This is a genomic window from Ruegeria sp. CH11 (assembly GCF_056537105.1).
On sequence record NZ_JBQFQX010000001.1, the window covers coordinates 549385 to 569848 of the forward strand.

Below are 20464 nucleotides of genomic sequence, written 5' to 3' on the forward strand. Positions count from 1 at the left end.
AGAATGATGCAACCCTCTGAAAAAGCCCTTGTGCCCTTTGTTTCCGTCGACAACATGATGCGGCTTGTGCATCACGTCGGACTCGAAAAGATGATCACCCAGATCGCGGCGCAGATCGAAGCCGATTTCAAACGTTGGGAGAGCTTTGACAAGACCCCTCGCATTCCGGCCCATTCGCCACACGGCGTGATCGAGTTGATGCCGACCTCGGATGGCGAGGCCTATGGTTTCAAATATGTCAACGGCCACCCCAAGAACACATCCGAAGGGTTGCAGACCGTAACCGCGTTCGGCCTTCTGGCCGACGTCTATACCGGCTATCCGACTTTGCTGAGCGAGATGACGATGCTGACCGCACTGCGCACGGCGGCGACTTCGGCACTGGTGGGCAGCTATCTGGCTCCGAAATCGGCGACCACGATGGCGATGATCGGCAACGGTGCGCAGTCCGAATTCCAATGTCTTGCCTTCAAGGCGATGTGCGGTATCGACACCGTGCGGCTCTATGATACCGACGCCAACGCAACGGCCAAATGCGCCGCCAATCTGCAGGGCAAGGGGTTGACCGTCGTACCCTGCAAAACGCCCGAAGATGCCATCGAAGGTGCGCAGATCATCACCACCTGCACCGCGGACAAGAAATACGCCACGATCCTGACTGACAACATGGTCGGGCCCGGGGTGCATATCAACGCAATCGGCGGCGACTGCCCCGGCAAGACCGAATTGCACAAAGACATTCTGTTGCGCTCGGAGATTTTCGTCGAATACCCTGAACAAACCCGGATCGAGGGTGAAATTCAGGCGCTTGAGGCCGACCACCCGGTGATCGAGATGTGGCAGGTCATGACCGGTCAGGTACCGGGCCGCAAAGATGACCGCCAGATCACCCTGTTCGACAGCGTTGGCTTTGCAATCGAAGACTTCTCGGCCCTGCGCTACGTCAAGCAAGCCATCGAAGGTACTGAATTCTTTGAACCATTGGATATGCTGGCGGACCCGGATGATCCGCGCGATCTGTTCGGAATGCTGATGCGCGCTGAATAACCGTTTGAGGTGGGGGGCGTTGCCCCCGCAGCAGCATGTCACGCCTTCACCGCCCGTTACCCCGCCAAAGACGGCAAGTACAATACGATACCAGGGAAGGCCACAAGCAACGCAATCGTCAGCGCGTCGGCAATGAAGAAGGGCGTGACGCCCTTGAAGACGTCCTGCACGCTCAGATCCGGGCGAACCCCGGCAACGACAAAACAGTTCAGGCCGATAGGTGGGGTGATCAGGCAGAACTCGGCCATTTTCACCACCAGTATCCCAAACCAGATGGCGCACATTGTACCCGACATGCCAAAGGCGCTTTCGGCCGCGCTTACGCTCTCGCCCCCGTTCAACGCCATGACGGCGGGATAGACCACGGGCAGGGTCAAAAGCAGCATGCCGATTGCATCCATGAACATGCCCAGCACCGCATAGGCCAGCAGAATGCAGATCAGGATCAGCATCGGTGACATTTCAAGCGATGTGATCCAGTCCGAAAATACCCCCGGCAGATCGGCGAACCCCAGAAAGCGGACGTAGATCAGCACACCCCAGATGATCGCAAAGATCATCGCGGTCAGCTTTGCGGTTTCCAGCAGTGCCGATTTCAGCTCGGGCCAGCGCATGCCGTTGATCAGGGCAAAGCAAAAAACGATGAACGCCCCGATAGCGCCGCCCTCGGTCGGGGTTCCCCAGGCTTTGTCTCCGAACGGGTTGTAGACGAAACAGATGATGATCAGGATCACCGCCACGATCGGCAGCGCTCCGGGCAAGGCCGCAAAGCGTTGTTTCCACGAGAACCCGGTCACCGGCGGGCCTACGGTTTTGAAGACCACGGCAATGCCGACAATCAGCAGCCCATAGATCACGGCCGAGAACGCGCCCGGGATAAAGCCCGCCAGCAGCAGTTTGCCCACATCCTGCTCGACGATGATCGCATAGATCACAAGAATTGCCGATGGCGGGATCAGCGAGGCCAGCGTTCCCCCTGCCGCCACCACCCCGGCCGCGAATTGTTTGTTGTACCCCACGCTCAGCATCTCGGGGATCGCAATCCGGGCGAAGACGGCCGAGGTCGCGACCGAAGCGCCCGACACGGCCGCAAATCCCGCAGTGGCGAAGATGGTCGACACCGCCAACCCGCCCGGAACCCAGGCGATCCAGCGTTTGGCAGCCTCAAACAAAGCGCGCGTGAGGCCCGCGTAATAGGCGAGGTAACCGATCAGGATAAAGGTCGGGATCAGGCTGAGCGTGTGCGCGGCGACTTTGGAATGGGGCACCTGCCCCGCCGTCTTGACAGCAACAGTCACGGCCTTGCCAAACCGATCCGGGTCGTAGCCAAACTTGGCCCAGAAAATCCAGATCAACCCGATCAACCCCGCCAAACCGGCGGCAAAGGCGACCCGCATGCCCGTGACCACTAGAACCAGCAGACCGCCCGTGACCCAAAGTCCGATTTCTATCGTATCCATGCGCTACGATCGCCTTTCGAACTGGTCTGCTTCGGCAGCGGCCTGCGCGGCGGCGTCCTGAATCAGCGGCACGGCAACGGGGTGATCCAGCCCCAGAACAAAGGCTTTGCCATAGCCCCAGACCTGTAGCACCAGCCGCAGACACAGCACGGAAAACGCCACCGGAGCCAATAGCTTGGCGGGCCAAAGCGGGATGCCGATGTCAATCGAGCTGTCGCGGCTCCAAAGCGGTGCGCTGAAATCAAACGATCGGTCGAAATGGGACCAACTACCCCAGACCAGCGCCAGCATCAGCAGCAGGATCAGCACGACCGAGATCGTTTCGAACAGCCAGAGCGCCCGACCGCGAAGGCGCGAGATCACGATATCCATACGAATATGCCCGCCATCCCGCTGCACATATGAGATGCCAAGGAAGGCGATCAGCGGCATGGCCTGCTCGATCCAGTCGACGTAACCGGGTAATGGAGCGTTCATCGCATTTCGTCCGCTGACCGAGATTACGGCCAGCACCATCAGGCCGAATACCGCCAGCCCGCTGAGCAAGGCCATTGCCCTCTCGAGTCGCAACAATTGCTGGTCCAGACGGCTGATCAGGCTGCCGTCTTCCAACACCGTGGCCTGTCCTGCCATTCCGGTGAACCCCTGTCTTCAAAACTGCAGGGCGCCTTTTTGCACCCGGCAAGGTCGATCAGTTGCCGCCGCGCTGTTGTTGCAGGGTGGCCTGAACCAGATCATAGAGCTCTTGCGCCGGCAGACCCTGTGCCGTCATATCCGCAATCCACTTTTCGCGGATCGGGTCAGCGGCCTTGGCGCGGAATTCGTCGAGCACGGCGTCGTCGATATTGATCTTCTGGACGCCTTTTTCCTCAAGGACGCCGTCCCATTTTTCAAGCAGGCCGCCGTAATTCGCAAGGTAATGCGCAATGGCCTCGTCGATCGAGCTGTCCAGAGCCTCGCGATGTTCTGGGGACAGCGAGTCGTAGGCGCTGATATTCACCACCACCGGGCAGTTGACGGTGCCGGGGTTCAGGTTGGCGGTCCACCAATCGGCCTCGTTGATGGTGCCAAAGGACAAATGGGCATGCTGTGCAAAGGCGACCGTGTCCACGACGCCGGATTCCATGGCGTTATAGGCTTCGGTTGCGGGCACCGAGGTTGGGACACCGCCCACCGCCTCGAACGCCTGTCCCAGACCACCGGTTGCGCGGACACGCATGCCATCGAAATCAGCCAGTTGGTCGCGCGGGTCGCCGGTGCCAACAAGATTATACTGCGGCATGGGTGAGGTCATGATGATCCGTGCGTTCCACTGCGCCATCTCGTCCTTGACCGCGGGATGATCGTAGACCGCGTGGCTAACGGCCACTTCTTCTTCCAGGGTGTTCACACCCAGAAACGGCAGCTCCAGAACCGTGATCGCGCGGTTCTTGTCGCGGTGGTATCCTGCGCAAAACTGTGCCATTTCAAAGGCTTCAATTTCGATCCCGTCCAGATTTTCGCGCGGTTTGGACAGGCCGCCATAGCTGACATTGATGGTGAATTCGCCGCCGGTCTTTTCGCTGACCAGCTCAGCCAGCTTTTCGACATGTTCGGTAAAGGCGCGACGCTTGCCCCAGACCGAGGCATTCCATTCCGTCGCTGCGGCCTCGCTGACAAACGCCAAGCTCAGGGCGGCAACGGCCGCGCCGCTCAACATCTTGTTCATTGTGATCTCTCCCTTATCTGCGCCCCTTTCCCGGAGCGCTTGAAAACGAAGCTAGCGCGTCGTTGGGGACCTGCCAACCCCTGCCCCGACAGCCGGTTGAGCGGATCGGCCATGTCTCCGGTTGTGCGAGAGCCGAGGCTTGTATGAATGCAAACCCGTTTTCTTTACACCAAATCTCCATATTTTTATGGTCGCTGACCGCGTGATGTTCAATTTGTTTACAAAATCCGCGCTCGCACAGAAATTTCTTTACAAACAAATTCAAGGATTACGGCATTTTATTTATTTATTTTCTGTTCGCCTTATTATTCAAACCCGGGAGGAGACGGTTCAATTCAGCCTTTTCGTGAGGCAGTATTGATCCACATGATTTCAGTCCAGAGGGAGGAGCCTCAAAAATGACCACCGCTGCCCAGGCAGATGCCAAGACATATCCGCCATCCGCAGAAACCGTCGCGCGGACGCATGTCAATGCCGACAAATATACAGAGATGTATGCGGCTTCGGTCAGTGATCCCGATGCATTTTGGGGCGAACATGGAAAGCGAATTGATTGGATCAAGCCCTATAGCCAGGTCAAAGACGTCAACTATGATTTCGGCTCCGTCAAAATCAACTGGTACGCGGACGGGACGCTGAACGTATCGGCCAACTGCCTCGACCGGCATCTGGAAAAGCGTGGTGATCAGACAGCGATCATCTGGGAACCGGACGATCCGCAGGACCCGGCCCAGCACATCTCGTATGCCGAGCTGCATCGCCGCACCTGCCGCATGGCCAACATTCTGGAATCGGTGGGAGTTCGTAAGGGTGACCGGGTCGTTATCTACCTTCCGATGATCCCCGAAGCGGCCTATGCCATGCTGGCTTGCGCCCGCATCGGCGCGATCCATTCGATTGTCTTTGCCGGGTTCTCACCGGACGCACTGGCAGCCCGTGTCAACGGCTGCGACGCAAAGGTCATCATCACTGCGGACGAGGCCCCGCGTGGAGGCCGCAAAACGCCGCTCAAATCAAACGCAGACGCGGCGCTGCTGCACTGCAAGGACACTGTAAAGTGTCTGGTGGTCAAACGCACCGGCGGTCAGACCACTTGGATCGACGGACGCGATTACGACTACAACGAGATGGCTCTGGAAGCGGATGACTACTGCGCTCCGGCAGAGATGAATGCCGAAGACCCGCTGTTCATTCTGTACACCTCGGGCTCGACCGGTCAGCCCAAAGGCGTTGTTCACACCACGGGTGGCTACCTGGTGTATGCAGCGCTGACGCAAGAGATCACCTTTGATTACCACGAAGGCGACGTCTACTGGTGCACGGCTGATGTCGGTTGGGTGACCGGCCACAGCTATATCGTCTATGGACCGCTTGCCAACGGCGCGACGACGTTGATGTTCGAAGGTGTCCCGACCTTCCCGGATGCGGGCCGTTTCTGGGAGGTTTGCGCCAAGCACAAGGTCAATCAGTTCTACACCGCCCCCACCGCGATCCGCGCGCTGATGGGTCAGGGCAGTGAATGGGTCGAAAAGCATGATCTGAGCGACCTCAAGGTGCTGGGCACTGTCGGCGAACCGATCAATCCCGAAGCGTGGAACTGGTACAACGAGGTTGTCGGCAAAGGGAATTGCCCCATCGTCGACACTTGGTGGCAGACCGAAACCGGCGGTCACCTGATGACCCCCCTGCCCGGCGCACACGCAATGAAGCCCGGCGCAGCGATGAAGCCCTATTTTGGCATCGAACCGGTCGTTCTGGACCCGCAGTCCGGGGTAGAGATCGAAGGTAATGGTGTCGAAGGTGTTCTGTGTATCAAGGACAGCTGGCCCGGTCAGATGCGCACAATCTGGGGCGATCACGAACGGTTCGAGAAGACTTATTTCTCGGACTACAAAGGATATTACTTCACCGGTGACGGTTGCCGTCGGGACGAAGATGGCGACTATTGGATCACTGGCCGCGTCGATGACGTGATCAACGTTTCGGGCCACCGGATGGGCACGGCCGAAGTGGAAAGCGCTCTGGTCGCCCACGCCGCCGTGGCCGAGGCCGCCGTGGTAGGTTATCCCCATGAAATCAAAGGACAAGGCATTTATTGCTATGTCACGTTGATGAATGACCGTGAGCCCTCGGATGAGCTGCTGAAAGAGCTACGCACATGGGTCCGCACCGAGATTGGCCCGATTGCCAGCCCGGATGTCATTCAGTGGGCCCCCGGCCTGCCCAAGACCCGGTCCGGCAAGATCATGCGCCGCATTCTGCGCAAGATCGCCGAGAACGACTTTGGGTCGCTCGGGGATACGTCGACACTGGCAGATCCGTCGGTGGTCGATGACCTGATCCAGAACCGTGCGAACAAGTGAGGACGTGATGGACGCTGCCACGACCACCACCCCTGCCGTTCTGATCCTTCTCGGCCCTCCGGGCGCCGGGAAGGGCACCCAGGCCCGCATGCTCGAAGAAAAGTTCGGGCTTGTACAGCTTAGCACCGGCGATCTGCTGCGCGATGCTGTTGCCGCAGGCACCGAGGCCGGTCTTGCCGCCAAGGCGGTGATGGAGGCCGGCGATCTGGTCAGCGACGGGATCGTCATCGCCATCCTGCGCGATCGTATGGCCGAACCGGACTGTGCCAAAGGCGTCATTCTGGACGGTTTCCCGCGCACAACAGTTCAGGCCGAGGCTCTGGATGGGCTTCTGGCCGCAACCGGGCAGAAGGTCAGCGCCGCAATCAGCCTCGGGGTCGAGGATGCCGAAATGGTCACCCGCATCTCGGGCCGGTACACCTGCGCCGGATGTGGTGAGGGGTACCACGACAGCTTCAAGACACCGGCAGTCAAGGGTGTCTGCGACAAATGCGGCAGCACGGAATTCAAACGGCGCGCGGATGACAATGCAGAAACAGTGGCCTCGCGGCTCAAGGCGTATCATGCGCAGACCGCACCGCTGATTGACTATTACGACGGCCATGACGTGCTGAAACATGTCGACGCCATGGGCAAGATCGACGACATCGCCCGCGATCTGGAACAGGTTGTGGGCGACGCGATGAGTTAAGGGGAGGAGTTAAGCCCCCGTAAGGACGAACGGGGCTTTGATCCAGCACAGGAATACTTCAAAGGACCCGCCTTGGCGGACCGGTGGAGTTTTGCCTGACGCCAACCTGGCGTCCGGCACAATCGAGAAGCGGCCTGCGGCACTGGAGGAGTTGGGCACGGGCCGCCCATGAGGGAAGCGAAGGAGGAACCGCGATGGCGGATCAATCTACAAACTCCGCGCAGACTGCCGAAGCCGACAAGGGCTATTGGCAGGCCAACCTGCGCCTCATCTACATCAGCCTCGCGATCTGGGCGCTGGTGTCGTTTGGATTCGGCATTCTGCTGCGTCCGCTGCTGTCGGGCATCGCCGTTGGCGGTACCGATCTGGGCTTTTGGTTCGCTCAGCAAGGATCGATCCTGGTCTTTCTGGTGCTGATCTTCAACTACGCCTGGCGCATGAACAAGCTGGACGCTGAATACGGCGTGGACGAGGAGTAAGCGAGCCATGGACCAGTTTACCATCAACCTGCTGTTTGTGGGCGCGTCCTTTGCGCTTTACATCGGCATCGCGATCTGGGCCCGTGCGGGTTCCACATCGGAATTCTACGCCGCTGGTCGCGGCATTCACCCGGTCACCAACGGCATGGCGACAGCGGCGGACTGGATGTCTGCGGCTTCGTTCATCTCAATGGCGGGCCTCATTGCCTTTACCGGCTATGACAACTCGACCTTCCTGATGGGTTGGACCGGTGGCTATGTGCTGCTGGCACTGCTGCTGGCGCCCTATCTGCGTAAGTTCGGCAAATATACCGTCTCGGAATTCATCGGCGACCGCTTCTACAGCCAGACCGCACGTATCGTGGCGGTTATCTGCCTGATCGTTGCGTCGGTGACCTACGTGATCGGACAGATGACCGGCGTTGGCGTGGCCTTTGGCCGCTTCCTCGAAGTGTCCAACACTGCTGGTCTGCTGATCGGCGCGGGCGTTGTGTTTGCCTACGCGGTGTTTGGCGGGATGAAAGGCGTGACCTACACTCAGGTCGCTCAGTACTGCGTGCTGATCACCGCCTATACCATCCCGGCGATCTTCATCTCGTTGCAGCTGACCGGCACACCTGTTCCGGCGCTGGGTCTGTTTGGGGATACCGCCAGCGGTGAGCCTCTGCTGACCAAACTGGACGCCATCGTGACCGAGCTGGGCTTTAACGAATACACCGCCCACCACTCGAACACGCTGAACATGGTGCTGTTCACGCTGTCGCTGATGATCGGTACCGCCGGTCTGCCCCACGTCATCATGCGCTTCTTCACCGTGCCCAAAGTGTCTGACGCCCGTTGGTCCGCTGGCTGGGCGCTGGTCTTCATCGCGCTGCTGTACCTGACCGCCCCGGCTGTTGGTGCCATGGCACGTCTGAATATCAGCGAAATGATGTGGCCCAATGGCGGCATCGAAGGTGGTGCTGTGTCTGTCGAGGAAATCGACAACGATCCGCGCTATGACTGGATGGCCACATGGCAGAAAACCGGCCTGCTGGATTGGGAAGACAAGAACGGTGACGGCAAGATTCAGTACTACAATGACAAGTCTGAATCGATGACCGCAATCGCGGAAGAAAAAGGCTGGGTCGGGAACGAGCTGACCAAGTTCAACCGTGACATCCTGGTTCTGGCCAACCCCGAGATTGCCAACCTGCCGGGTTGGGTGATCGGTCTGGTCGCGGCTGGTGGTCTTGCGGCTGCTCTGTCAACCGCTGCGGGCCTGCTGCTGGCGATCTCGTCAGCGGTATCCCACGACCTGATCAAAGGTGCGATCAATCCGCAAATCTCGGAAAAAGGAGAACTGCTTGCGGCGCGGATCGCAATGGCCGTGGCCATTCTGGTTGCAACCTATCTGGGTCTGAACCCACCGGGCTTTGCAGCGCAGACGGTTGCCTTGGCCTTTGGTCTGGCGGCTGCCTCGATCTTCCCGGCGCTGATGATGGGGATCTTCTCGACCCGCATCAACAACACCGGCGCGGTTGCTGGTATGCTGGCCGGCCTGGTCGTCACACTGGTCTACATCTTCCTGCACAAGGGCTGGCTGTTCATTCCGGGCACCAACTCGTTCACCGATGCTGATCCGTTGCTGGGTCCGATCAAGTCGACCTCGTTCGGCGCGATCGGTGCAATGATCAACTTTGCGGTTGCCTACACTGTTGCAGGCATGACCAAAGAGACCCCGCAGGAGATCAAGGACATGGTCGAAAGCATCCGCATTCCCCGTGGTGCGGGCGCAGCTCAGGATCATTGAGCCTGATGCGGGCCTTGGCTAAGCTTCAAGGGCCGCGTCTTTCGACTTACTGTACCCGCCCGGCACTCCACCGGGCGGGGCTTTTCTTTCAGACACCCGAGGCCTGCTGATGCCCCTGTCCCATGACCAGATTACCCGGTTTCTGAAATCCGTTCACCCCTATGACGCCCTGCCTGCCGATACGCTGGACGACCTGGCTAAGCAGATTGACGTGTGGGAAGTTGACGAGGACTTTCCCGTCTACGAGTTGGGCCATACCCTGCCCGGCGTATTCGTTATCTACGAAGGACAGGTCGAAATTACCGATGAGAACGGCTCGGTCGTGTCTCATCTGGGCTTGCGAAATTCCTTTGGTGAACGCGGGCTGATGAAGGACGGCAAAGCCGCCACCAAGGCGCGCGCGCATACGCCGTCCGTGTTGATCGTGTTGCCGCCGGAATTGGTGCGCGACCTGATCGACAATCACGAGGTTGTCTCGAAATTCTTCAACCGCACGCGTGGTCAGCGCAGTGGTCCTCAAAGCCTTGCGACCAGCTCCATAGACGTCCTGATGGCGCATGACCCGGCAACCTGTCCGCCCGGTACGCCGGTGCAACAGGCGGCGAAGATGATGCGCGACAAGCATATCTCATCGCTATGCGTTACCGAGGGGGACACATTGCTGGGCATTGCGACCTTGCGTGATGTCTCGGGCAAATTTGTTGCTGACAGCATGTCATCTGACACACCCATTTCAGCCATCATGACCCCCGATCCGATCACGCTGTCGCCCTCGGACATCGGGTCGGACGTGCTGCATGTGATGATGGAGCGTGGCATCGGCCACATCCCGATTTCCGAGGGTGGTCGGCTGGTCGGTGTTGTCACTCAAACGGACCTGACCCATTATCAGGCGGTGAATTCGGCTGAATTGGTCCGGCGCATCGCCCATGCCGGCACAGCGGAACAGATGGCTGAAGTTACTGCCGAAATACCGCAACTCCTTGTGCAGCTTGTGGCCGGTGGCAACCGGCACGAGATCGTCACGCGCCTGATCACCGACATTGCGGATACGGCCACACGCCGCTTACTGTCGCTGGCCGAGGTCAAACTCGGACCTGCCCCGGTGCCGTATCTGTGGCTCGCCTGCGGATCGCAAGGACGACAGGAACAGACAGGCGTGTCGGATCAGGACAACTGCCTGATCCTGGATGATGCTGTGACTGACAGCGACATGGCGTATTTTGCAGATCTGGCGAAATTCGTTTCGGACGGGCTGGATGTGTGCGGATACTTTTATTGTCCCGGCGACATGATGGCGACGAACCCGCGCTGGTGTCAGCCGCTGCGCGTCTGGCGCGAGTACTTCCGCGGCTGGATCGGCAAACCGAACCCCGAGGCGCAGATGCTTGCGTCTGTCATGTTCGACCTGCGCCCGATCGGCGGCGCGTTCGAATTGTTTGCGGATTTACAGGCCGAAACTCTGTCTGAAGCCAATGCAAACTCGATCTTCGTGGCCCATATGATCTCGAATTCGCTGAAGCACACGCCGCCCTTGGGCCTGTTGCGCGGTTTCGCCACCATCCGATCGGGCGAGCATCGCAATACGCTGGATCTGAAACACAATGGCGTTGTGCCGGTGGTCGACCTTGCGAGAGTCTACAGCCTGCAAGGCCAACTGACCGAGGCCAACACCCGCGCCCGTCTGAAAGCGGCGGAAACCGCTGAGGTTCTAAGTCATTCGGGCGCGCGCGACCTGATGGATGCCTACGACCTGATCGCCGAGACGCGGCTGAGCCATCAGGCCAAACTGGTGAAATCGGCAGAAGAGCCAGACAATTACCTGCCGCCTGCCTCATTGTCGGATTTTGAGCGAAGTCATCTGCGCGATGCTTTTGTTGTCGTAAAAACCATGCAGTCGGCGGTTGGTCACGGCAAAGGGATGTTGGGCTGACCGGCCCACGGAAAGTAAGTTAAGCGGGCGAACGCGCCCAAACGACGGAGAGACAAGATGTTTCTGGAATTGATCGGCACGATTTTTGCAGGCATGGCCTTTGCGGGCGTGGTGATGGTGCTGAACAAGATGACCGGTGGTCGCCTGCCCCGCTGGGCTGCGCCGGTCGCCGCCGGGACGGGTATGATTGCGATGACCATCGCCAGCGAATACTCGTGGTATGACCGCACCCGCGACACGCTGCCCGAAGAACTTTCGGTCGTGCAGAAGGTTGAAAGCCGCGCCATCTATCGGCCCTGGACTTATGCGGTGCCGTTCGTGGATCGTTTTGCCGCCATCGACACCGTTTCGGTTCGCACCAATGGCGAGGTTCCCGACCAACGGCTGGTCGATCTGTATTTCTTTGGCCGCTGGGCACCCGTGTCCAAAGTGCCGGTCGCGGTCAACTGTGCCGAGAACAGCCGCGCCAACTTGGCGGACGGGGCCGAGTTCGGCGATGACGGACGCCTGCTGAACGCAAGCTGGATCAAGGTCACGGGTGACGATCCGCTGATCGAGGCGACCTGCGGGGTCTGACCATGTTGAACACCCTGAGTCTGCGCATCAGGATTTTTCTGTTTTTCTGCCTGCTTGCCCTTGGTGGGCTTGTGGTCAGCTCCGTCGCGCTCTGGATCAGTTATCAGCGTACGGCTGACCCAGATCTTCAGGGGGCGTTCGTCTTCGCTGAAATACTCATTGCCTTTGGCCTGCTTGCGTTGATTGTTGGCGTCTGGCTTTTGTTCGATGACAATGTCGCCAAACCGATCGAGCGTCTTTCGGCGCAGTTGCGCGCGCGGGCCCATGCCGGCGTCAGCACTGATCTGGATATTCAGGCGGCACGCTATCTGGGCGATCTGGCCCCGGCCGCCGCCGGTTTGGCCGATCAGGTTGCCGACACCGCCATGACCACAGCCCAAGCCGTGGCGGCGGAAACCGCGCATCTAGCAGCCGAAAAACAGCGGCTGACCGCATTGCTGACCGAGATCCCCGTTGCCATGTTGCTGGCAGGACCAAAACACCAGATCGTCCTTTATGACGCGCAAGCCGCCGAGGTTCTGGCACAGATCGCGCATCCACGCCTCAATGCCTCGCTGTTCGATTATCTCGAAAGCACCGGCCTGACGGATGCTTACGCCAAGATGAACAAGACCGGAAAAGAAGTCGCCTGCACGCTCACAAGCGCCGAAGGTAAACAGGCATTCTCCGCGCGAATGAAACCGTTGGGAAATGCGCCTGGCTATATGCTGATTTTCGACGACAGCGCGGCACGGATCGAACCGGATGAGGCCCGCCCGCTGGTCTACGATTTCGACCTGCTCGACACGCCGGTCGATGATGCCTTTGAGAACCGTGCCCTGAACGATTTGTGCTTTGTCGTTTTCGACACCGAAACCACCGGCCTGCTGCCGCATAAGGACGAGATCGTTCAGATTGGTGCGGTCCGCGTCGTCAAAGGTCGGATCGTGACCGGTGAGCAATTGAATACGCTGGTCGATCCGGGAATTCCGATCCCGCCCGCATCGACCCGCGTTCATAGGGTCAGTGACGCCATGGTTCAGGGCGCGCCGGACATCGTCATCGCCGGTCGAACGCTTCACCAATTCGCCCGAGACGCCGTCATTGTCGCGCATAACGCACCATTCGACATGGCTTTTCTGCGCCGCCATGCGGCCAGAATGCAGGTCGAATGGAACCATCCGATCCTCGACACCGTGTTGTTGTCTGCGGTGCTGTTCGGGGCCAGCGAAACGCACACGCTGGACGCGGTTTGTGACCGTCTTGAGATCACCATTCCAGATGCGTTGCGCCATACAGCGTTGGGCGATGCGGTCGCCACGGCCGAGGTTCTGGTCAGGATGTTGCCGATGCTGAACGCACGCGGCCTGACGACCTTCGGCGCGATCATCACCGAGACCCGAAAACACGGTCGGTTGCTGGAAGACCTGAACTGACGGGAAATTCCCGATCGGGCGCAGCTTTCCATAGACAATCCGCGCGCCGCGTGGCACCTGATGCAAGACCTATTGACGAGCGCGCAATGACGGAAACCACATTCACCCCTGGTCCTGACCAAAGTCTGGAATTCCGTGACGCGCTTGGATGTTTCGGAACCGGCGTCACGGTGGTAACGACCAATACCGACGACGGGCCTGCCGCCATCACGGTGAACTCATTTGCCTCTGTCTCGCTGGATCCACCGTTGGTCTTGTGGTGTTTGGCCAAGGATTCCAACCGTTTTGACGCGTTCAGCACCTGTCAGCATTATGCCATCCACGTCATGGCACAGGACCAGCATGATCAGGCGCTGGCCTTTGCCCGGAACGGGTTCGATTTCTCGCATGCCGATTGGCAAAACGATGAGGCCGGTCGCCCACGGCTGGCAGACTGTTTGGCGCGCTTCGACTGCCGCCTGTCGGACGTGCATGACGCAGGCGATCATCTGATTCTTGTCGGCCACGTCGAAACCGTGATGCACCGGCCTGGTCAGGGGTTGATTTTCAAACGTGGGCAGTTCGGCGGCTTTGCCGATCTGATCTGATCACTCGTCCAGTGATCCGTGAACGGCCAGCGCCTCGAGCTGAGTTTCTTGCGGTGTGATCACGCGAAACGCCTCGTGCACCCCAGCATCGGTCAGTTCGCGCGCAACCGTCAGCAGCGTATTGGGCGGATGATCCTGGCACATATCGGACATGTGCTCGATCTCGGTACGCGCCACATCCATGGCAGACTCGACCGATGGTGCGCCATACAGGCGCACGAAATGTTCGGCCAGATGCTGTTCGATCTGTTCAACCTCGGCCGCTTCAATCTGCGTCACCGCAACAAAGGTCACGCGCCCAAATGTCTCTAACCCCAGCCAACCATTGGCAAAGGCCTGTCTCGCCTTGCCTTCCAGATCAGCCTCGCCCCAGTTCGAGAACTCGAACCCGCCCGAGATGCACCATTCTCCGGTCCGGGCAGGAGAGTGAAAAACGTTCATGTCACTTTCGTCGAAATGAATTGCGCGGGCCAGTTTCATCAGGCGGTCTCCAACAAGTGGGTCAACGGGCGCAGATGCGTTTCGGCACCATCGCGGATCAGCATACCGAACCGTTCATCCGTGCCAAGGAACACGCCCTGATTGCCAATTGGTTCGCCGACGCCGCGCAGCAGCCCCATCCATTCGGCATGCAAAGGCGCATTGCCTTCGTCCTGCCACCGGTTCAGCCATGTCAGCATATGCCGCGACCAGCTTTCCACAAGCTGCGACGGCGAAACATCGGCGCAGCCCTCATCATACAGAGCAGTGACGTCCGGAGTTTCACCGGGCGCGTCGCTGGTTTGCAGCAGGGCGAGTTCCCAGCCAATCACCAGCCAATCGGGCATGTCGTCCGGATCGCCGTTCGAAGCAGCGGCCCGAAACTGGCCGCACTTGGCGCCGTTTACGCAGATCAAGCCATCCCATCCCAGATGCACTGCCACTTCGGGCGGTGCAAGCGCGCCCAACGCGTTCTGAAACCCGACCGCGCAGAGAGGTAGCATCGCCATGGCGTCCTGCAACGGCACTTCGGGCGCGAAAACGATGGCAACACGCAGACGATCCGCCTGTACGTTGTAGACAACCGTACCAGCATCGCAGCCCAGCGCGGCCATGGCCTGCGCACGCTCGAACGGGTCCTCCCCACCCTGCACCGGGTGACCCGTCAGCAAGGGCGGAAAGACCGGTTCGCTCATGCGTGGCCCTTGGCGATCATGTCGCGGGCAACCTTGCGGAAGGCTTCGGCCTGCGCGCTGTCGGGTTTGCTGACCACAATGGGCGCACCTCCATCGGCGGCCATGCGAATGTCCAGATGCAGCGGAATCTCTCCCAGCAAGGGTACGCCCAGCGCCTCGGCCTCGGATGCGACGCCGCCATGGCCAAAGATATGTTCCTCATGCCCGCAGTTCGAACAGATATGCGTGGACATGTTTTCAATCATCCCGACGATGGGTGTCTTGAGCTGATTGAACATGTCGATGCCCTTGCGCGCATCGATCAGCGCCACGTCCTGCGGGGTCGAGACGACAATGGCCCCGTCCACCTTGAATTTCTGGCTGAGCGTCAGCTGCACGTCTCCGGTCCCGGGCGGCAAGTCCACGATCAGCACATCAAGCGCGCCCCACTGGACCTGGCTCATCATCTGTTGCAACGCGCCCATCAGCATGGGGCCACGCCAGACAACCGCCTGCCCTTCGTTGGTCATCAGACCCATCGACATCATGGTGACACCGTGATTTCGCAGCGGCAGGATCGTTTTGCCATCCGGGCTGGCCGGTCGACCCGAAACGCCCAGCATTCTGGGTTGCGAGGGCCCATAGACATCGGCATCCAACAGCCCCACACGCCGACCCTCAGCCGCCAAAGCACAGGCTAGATTGGCAGATACGGTGGATTTACCGACCCCACCCTTGCCAGAGGCAACGGCGATGATCCGATCCACGCCCGGCACAGCCTGCGGCCCGGTCTGCGACGGTTTGGGCTTGGGCTTCAGATCGGGCGGCGCCTTGTCGGAATGCGCGGTCAACATGGCGGACACTTTGGCAACACCATCGACCATTTGCGCGGCCTGTTCGGCGGCGGCGCGAACCGGCTCCATCCGCTCGGCCATCTTGGGATCGATTTCGAGCACAAAGCGCACCGCGTCGCCGTCGACGTTCAGCGCGCGAACCACACCGGCGCTGACTATGTCCTGACCGCTTACAGGGTCAGTGATTTTTTTCAGGTTTGCCAGAACGGCGTCACGAACGCTCATGCCTTTGCCCCTTTGTTCTGCCCAACCATGTGGTTGATATTCATTGCATGATCTCCGTCTCGTTCTGTTCATTTGACGCCTTTGCCCGTCGCCCTTTAGGCTGAGCCATGCGCGTTGTCCTTTTGTGCCTGAGCCTGACGCTCTCTGCCACCCCCTCTTGGTCGCAAGAGGCGCTAGGTCTTGCGGCCCCGGACGAAGTATCAGACTCGGGTCTTTTGCAACATATTCTTCCACGCTTCTCTCTCAAGACCGGGATACGCGTCTTGGCTGACGAAAACGGCGTTATGGTCCTTTCTTCCGGCCCTCCTGGCGATCCGGTGTTTCAGCGCGGCGATACGGTTTATCACCTTCAAACCAGCGATGACGCCCGTCAGGCTCGGTTTCGCGACTGGCTATTGTCCGATATCGGCAAACGAACGGTCGAAAGCTTTGCCCCGGCACAAGGTGAACCGTTCAGTGCCAGTATCGCAATCGCGGACACAGAAACCGAACAGGCCGTAGACGGCGACGCCGCGCGCGGACAGGAGCTGTCCTTTTCGCTGTGTGGACGCTGCCACGTGATCGGCCCTCAGAATCGCATGAACGGTTTGGGGTCAACGCCCTCCTTCGCGGTGCTGCGGTCCCTGCCTGACTGGTCTGAACGGTTTGAGGCTTTCTTTGCCCTGAACCCCCACCCCGCTTTCACGCAGGTCGAGGATGTGACACCGCCCTTTGCCGTGGACCGCCCGTCGCCGATTCACCCGGTCGAGATGACGCTTGAGGACCTTGAGGCCATCCTTGCCTTCGTCTCGGGGATGAAAGCGGCGGATCTTGGCGCGCCGCTGCAGTTTCAGTGATCCTTTCGTTTTGAGAAATAGTCGTCGGTGGTAACAACCCGAGGTTTGGGCGCGGCTTGAAACGGGTTGTCCTGGTTCTGAAACTGCGCGTTGACGCGGCAGTCGTCGCACATCTGGATCAGACGCGCCTGATCCGAGGTGGCAAACATCGGATGGGTGCCGGACAGTTTATCCATAATCCGCTCGACCGTAGACCTGACCCCAAATGCTGCACCGCATTCGACGCAGGCAAAGGGTTCCTCTTCGTTCAGAACCTGCTGCGACAGGGCCGCGTCCGACAGGTCAAACTGCGGAACCAGCGAAATGGCGTTCTCGGGGCAGATCGTGCGGCACAATCCGCATTGCAGGCAGGCATCTTGCTGGAAGTTCAACTGCGGCTTGTCCGGGTTGTCGATCAATGCGCCCGAGGGGCAAAGCGACACACAGCTAAGGCACAATGTGCAACTGTCCGTGTTCACCATGATCGCACCGTAGGGAGCGTTTTCGGGCAAGGGCAGCGGTTCTGACGCATTCGGATTCAATGCCTGCGCCGCAAAGCGGGCGATCTGTCGCCGGTTGCCCAGCGGCAATACCGGATCGGCCAAGGGCGCGGGTATAGTCTGTTCGTAAAGTAACTCGGATAGTGCTTCGGGGTCAGCTTCGTCAATCAGGCTCAGGCCCGTCTCACCGCTGATGGCCTGTGCCAGAATCAACTCGCGACCCAACGCGTCGCGCTCGGTTGTGGGTGCCAGCAGCACATCCACACGCGCAAAACCATGCGCCAGCCCCGCCAACATTTCGGCATGGCCAAAGCCCGAGATCGTGTTCACCTCAAGCGGGAGGACATCCGCAGGCAGGCCACGACCAAAGCGGGCGGCCAGTTGGATCATTTGCGTGCCGTGGGCATCATGCACCAACAGACGTGGCGCCACTCCGCCCGCCCGCCGGTAGGTGCGCGCAAGAATATGCATACGCGACAGAAGCGCCGAGATAGGAGGGTCTTCGTATGTAATCGCGGTCGACGGACAAAGCGCCGCACAGGCCCCGCACCCGGCGCAGACCATCGGATCAATCGCGACGTGATCACCTGCGGGCGTGATGGCCCCGGTCGGGCAGATATCCAGACAGTTCGAACACCCAATTTGCTCGGCCCTGGAATGGGCGCAAAGGGTCTCGTCCAGCCGCACGTAAAGCGGCTTTTCAAAAGTACCAACCAATTGCGCGGCTTCAAACGCCAAATGTGCAACTGCGACCGCGTCGCGCGGGTCCGCGCGCAGATACCCTTCGCGCTTTTCGGGCGCCGCAACCAGTGGCGACGCGCCGGTCAGGTCAATCACTATATCGCAGCGCGAGGTTGCACCGTCACGTGGAGGTGTCCATGTGAACGCACCACGCCCGCCCGGTAGAAGCTGTTGCACGTTGTCCAACCGCAGCGCGAACCCGCCCAGCGCACCCGATAGATCGCGCAGGTCTCCCCGAACAACGTCGAAAGCCCGGCTAAGCGGTTCGGCCTCATCCGTGACCAGCACCGTAACGGCCAGCGTAGTTGACAAACGCTCGGCCAATTCAAAAGCGACTGAACCAGGGCCGATGATGCAACAGGTGCCTTCACTGACCACATCGACGCTGGATGTCACCGGCTGCGGCAGCAGCGCCTCGGCCGCCAGCGCCGCCATCTTGGGCATCGCATCCTGCCCCTGATCGGACCAGCCAGCCCGATCGCGCAGATCGACGAAACCCGGCGGGTCGACGCCCAGTTCCGCAGCCAGGTCCAAAAAGATGGCTTGCTCTTGCCCGCAAGCGATCACCACCTGATCACCCTGCTGCATCAGTTCCGCTACGGCCTCAATCTCTTGCGTGCACAACGCGGTGTGAACCCTGGAACAGTTCGCGTCACAGGACCGGGAAATACCTTCGGCATCCAGTGACTGCGTTCCCGCGCAGTCACAAAGTATAAGCTTGCTGGCCATGTCCCTCCCCCGGACTGCTTGCTGCTTGACAGCACCTTAGACCTAAAGCGGAAAGAGGCAATGCAAACACCGGCGGATGGACAAGATTTATGCATTATTGTTCACAGTTTCAGCACCCGCCGCTTATCCGAGATTGGTTAACGAATAAAATAATGGTGAAAGCGACATTTTCGGGCCCAAAGTGGACTTGGCACAGCGCCACTTTATGTACCATAGTACATCACAGAGAAGGCAGGGGAGAGCCTTCTCGGGGAGGAGCCAGTGGCCAAGGCCGCAAGCCAGATTGAAATGCCCGTCGGCATCATCGTGCGCAAAACACCCGGTGTAACCCGTTGGGCCCGCTGGAACTGGCGCGCTGTTGCCGCCTTGCCCGGCGCGGGCCCTGCCAATTGGGTCGAACTGCGCCGCGAGGGTGACGCTGTCGAGTATCACGCGGCCACCCTGCCCCTGACCCTGTCGGTCGACGAGACAGAAGCTTACATGGTGAATCTGTCCGACGGGCAACCCTCGCTGTATCTGGTGCTGCGGGACGAATTGCAAGGCGAGCACCCCCTGAATGCAGTGCTGGTCACGGCCTCTCCGTTCGAAGGTCAGGACTATGCCGACACCGGTGAAGAGATCGTCGAGAAAATTCCGATGAGCGAAGGGCTGATAGCCTGGGTGCGTGACTTTGCTTTGCAGCATCACAAGGACGAGGTTTTTTTCAAACGCCGGCGCGACAAGAAGCGCACCGATCTGGTCGAAGACGGCAAAGGGGATGCGCGTATTCGTCAGGACTCGGACGTTTACCGCGCACCGCGGAGGGTTCTGCAATGAGCCAACCCCGTGATTTCTGGTCTCGCCGCAAGGCCGCCGTTCGGGCCGAAACTGAGGCCGAATTGGCAACAGTCGAGGCGCAGGCACTGGCGGAGCAACACGCGGAGTTGGAGGATAAGACGGATGCCGAAATCCTCGCGGAACTTGACCTGCCTGACCCCGATGCGTTGCAACCCGGCGATGACGTTTCGGGCTTTATGGCCAAAGCGGTTCCTGACCGGTTGCGCCGTCGCGCGTTGCGTCGCTTGTGGCGGTTGAACCCGGTACTGGCCAATGTTGATGGTCTGGTCGATTACGGCGAAGATTATACCGACGCCGCTTGCGTTATCGAAAATATCCAGACCGCCTATCAGGTCGGCAAGGGCATGCTGGCCCATGTCGAGGCGTTGGCCGCTGCCGAGGAAGAAGACGATACCGAATTGGACGCCGAAGCTGCCGAGGACGAACCACCTGTCGTTCTGGCCGAAGCAGAAGACATGGTTCAGCCCGTTGAGCCGATTGATGACGATGTCGAGGTCGAAGAGCCCGACACCACCCCGGCCCCGCGCCGCATGGTATTTGAATTTGAAGGATGACCGA

Annotated in this window: 19 protein-coding genes; 12 read left to right on the plus strand and 7 right to left on the minus strand. The window is 59.7% G+C overall.

Annotation, left to right across the window (positions count from 1 at the left end; all coding sequences use genetic code 11):
- Nucleotides 1–3 precede the first annotated feature (3 nt).
- Entirely contained in the window at nucleotides 4–1047 is a 1044-nt protein-coding gene (locus tag ACR0LX_RS02715) for an ornithine cyclodeaminase (protein WP_480782457.1), read from the plus strand.
- 56 nt (nucleotides 1048–1103) lie between these two features.
- Here the strand turns inward: ACR0LX_RS02715 and ACR0LX_RS02720 are convergent, their stop codons facing one another.
- Genes ACR0LX_RS02720 through ACR0LX_RS02730 form a run of 3 tightly spaced genes read right to left on the minus strand, consistent with a single transcriptional unit; the run spans nucleotide 1104 to nucleotide 4215 of the window.
- Complete coding sequence (locus ACR0LX_RS02720) at nucleotides 1104–2507, minus strand: TRAP transporter large permease (protein ID WP_480569031.1); 1404 nt, start codon at nucleotides 2505–2507, stop codon at nucleotides 1104–1106.
- 3 nt (nucleotides 2508–2510) lie between these two features.
- Entirely contained in the window at nucleotides 2511–3140 is a 630-nt protein-coding gene (locus ACR0LX_RS02725) for a TRAP transporter small permease subunit (RefSeq protein ID WP_480569029.1), read from the minus strand.
- 58 nt (nucleotides 3141–3198) lie between these two features.
- Nucleotides 3199–4215, minus strand: a complete 1017-nt coding sequence (locus ACR0LX_RS02730; protein ID WP_480782458.1) for a C4-dicarboxylate TRAP transporter substrate-binding protein — start codon at nucleotides 4213–4215, stop codon at nucleotides 3199–3201.
- A gap of 398 nt (nucleotides 4216–4613) precedes the next feature.
- Between ACR0LX_RS02730 and acs the strand changes: the two genes are divergently transcribed.
- The 8 genes from acs to ACR0LX_RS02770 all read left to right on the plus strand — a co-directional run bounded on the left by acs (nucleotide 4614) and on the right by ACR0LX_RS02770 (nucleotide 14051).
- Nucleotides 4614–6578 carry an acetate--CoA ligase gene (acs, locus tag ACR0LX_RS02735; protein WP_480782459.1) on the plus strand — a complete coding sequence of 655 codons (1965 nt, stop codon included), beginning with the start codon at nucleotides 4614–4616 and terminating at the stop codon, nucleotides 6576–6578.
- Between the two features lie 7 nt (nucleotides 6579–6585).
- Nucleotides 6586–7269, plus strand: coding sequence for an adenylate kinase (locus ACR0LX_RS02740; RefSeq protein WP_480569020.1), 684 nt, complete (start codon nucleotides 6586–6588; stop codon nucleotides 7267–7269).
- 194 nt (nucleotides 7270–7463) lie between these two features.
- Nucleotides 7464–7748 (plus strand): DUF4212 domain-containing protein, encoded by a 285-nt coding sequence (locus tag ACR0LX_RS02745; RefSeq protein WP_480569017.1) that lies wholly within the window; start codon nucleotides 7464–7466, stop codon nucleotides 7746–7748.
- Nucleotides 7749–7755: 7 nt separating this feature from the next.
- The gene (locus ACR0LX_RS02750; RefSeq protein ID WP_480782460.1) at nucleotides 7756–9540 is read left to right on the plus strand and encodes a sodium:solute symporter family protein; all 1785 of its coding nucleotides are present in this window, start codon (nucleotides 7756–7758) and stop codon (nucleotides 9538–9540) included.
- 109 nt (nucleotides 9541–9649) lie between these two features.
- Nucleotides 9650–11473, plus strand: a complete 1824-nt coding sequence (locus ACR0LX_RS02755; RefSeq protein ID WP_480782461.1) for a DUF294 nucleotidyltransferase-like domain-containing protein — start codon at nucleotides 9650–9652, stop codon at nucleotides 11471–11473.
- 57 nt (nucleotides 11474–11530) lie between these two features.
- Complete coding sequence (locus tag ACR0LX_RS02760) at nucleotides 11531–12049, plus strand: hypothetical protein (protein WP_480782462.1); 519 nt, start codon at nucleotides 11531–11533, stop codon at nucleotides 12047–12049.
- A gap of 2 nt (nucleotides 12050–12051) precedes the next feature.
- Complete coding sequence (locus ACR0LX_RS02765) at nucleotides 12052–13464, plus strand: 3'-5' exonuclease (RefSeq protein WP_480782463.1); 1413 nt, start codon at nucleotides 12052–12054, stop codon at nucleotides 13462–13464.
- An 86-nt stretch (nucleotides 13465–13550) separates the two neighbouring features.
- Nucleotides 13551–14051 (plus strand): flavin reductase family protein, encoded by a 501-nt coding sequence (locus ACR0LX_RS02770; protein WP_480782464.1) that lies wholly within the window; start codon nucleotides 13551–13553, stop codon nucleotides 14049–14051.
- Here ACR0LX_RS02770 and ACR0LX_RS02775 read toward each other — a convergent pair whose 3' ends face one another.
- The 3 genes from ACR0LX_RS02775 to ACR0LX_RS02785 are packed head-to-tail and all read right to left on the minus strand — an operon-like array spanning nucleotide 14052 to nucleotide 16284.
- On the minus strand, nucleotides 14052–14531 hold the full coding sequence (locus ACR0LX_RS02775; RefSeq protein ID WP_480782465.1) for a DUF6505 family protein: 480 nt from the start codon (nucleotides 14529–14531) through the stop codon (nucleotides 14052–14054).
- A complete protein-coding gene (locus ACR0LX_RS02780) occupies nucleotides 14531–15226 on the minus strand; it encodes a biotin/lipoate--protein ligase family protein (RefSeq protein ID WP_480782466.1) in 696 nt (231 codons plus the stop codon). The genes ACR0LX_RS02775 and ACR0LX_RS02780 overlap by 1 nt, the downstream gene beginning before the upstream one ends.
- The gene (locus ACR0LX_RS02785) at nucleotides 15223–16284 is read right to left on the minus strand and encodes an Mrp/NBP35 family ATP-binding protein (RefSeq protein WP_480568993.1); all 1062 of its coding nucleotides are present in this window, start codon (nucleotides 16282–16284) and stop codon (nucleotides 15223–15225) included. The genes ACR0LX_RS02780 and ACR0LX_RS02785 overlap by 4 nt, the downstream gene beginning before the upstream one ends.
- A 107-nt stretch (nucleotides 16285–16391) precedes the next feature.
- Between ACR0LX_RS02785 and ACR0LX_RS02790 the strand changes: the two genes are divergently transcribed.
- Nucleotides 16392–17120 carry a hypothetical protein gene (locus ACR0LX_RS02790; protein WP_480782467.1) on the plus strand — a complete coding sequence of 243 codons (729 nt, stop codon included), beginning with the start codon at nucleotides 16392–16394 and terminating at the stop codon, nucleotides 17118–17120.
- Here ACR0LX_RS02790 and ACR0LX_RS02795 read toward each other — a convergent pair.
- Nucleotides 17114–19069 carry a 4Fe-4S binding protein gene (locus tag ACR0LX_RS02795; RefSeq protein ID WP_480782468.1) on the minus strand — a complete coding sequence of 652 codons (1956 nt, stop codon included), beginning with the start codon at nucleotides 19067–19069 and terminating at the stop codon, nucleotides 17114–17116. The two genes, ACR0LX_RS02790 and ACR0LX_RS02795, sit on opposite strands and share 7 nt — an antisense overlap.
- 261 nt (nucleotides 19070–19330) lie before the next feature.
- Here ACR0LX_RS02795 and ACR0LX_RS02800 point away from each other — a divergent pair, with 261 nt between their 5' ends.
- Together ACR0LX_RS02800 and ACR0LX_RS02805 are read left to right on the plus strand one after the other, a co-directional pair.
- Nucleotides 19331–19885, plus strand: a complete 555-nt coding sequence (locus tag ACR0LX_RS02800) for a DUF3305 domain-containing protein (RefSeq protein WP_480782469.1) — start codon at nucleotides 19331–19333, stop codon at nucleotides 19883–19885.
- Nucleotides 19882–20460 (plus strand): DUF3306 domain-containing protein, encoded by a 579-nt coding sequence (locus ACR0LX_RS02805; RefSeq protein ID WP_480782470.1) that lies wholly within the window; start codon nucleotides 19882–19884, stop codon nucleotides 20458–20460. Before ACR0LX_RS02800 ends, ACR0LX_RS02805 begins: the two co-directional genes overlap by 4 nt.
- Nucleotides 20461–20464: the final 4 nt, after the last annotated feature.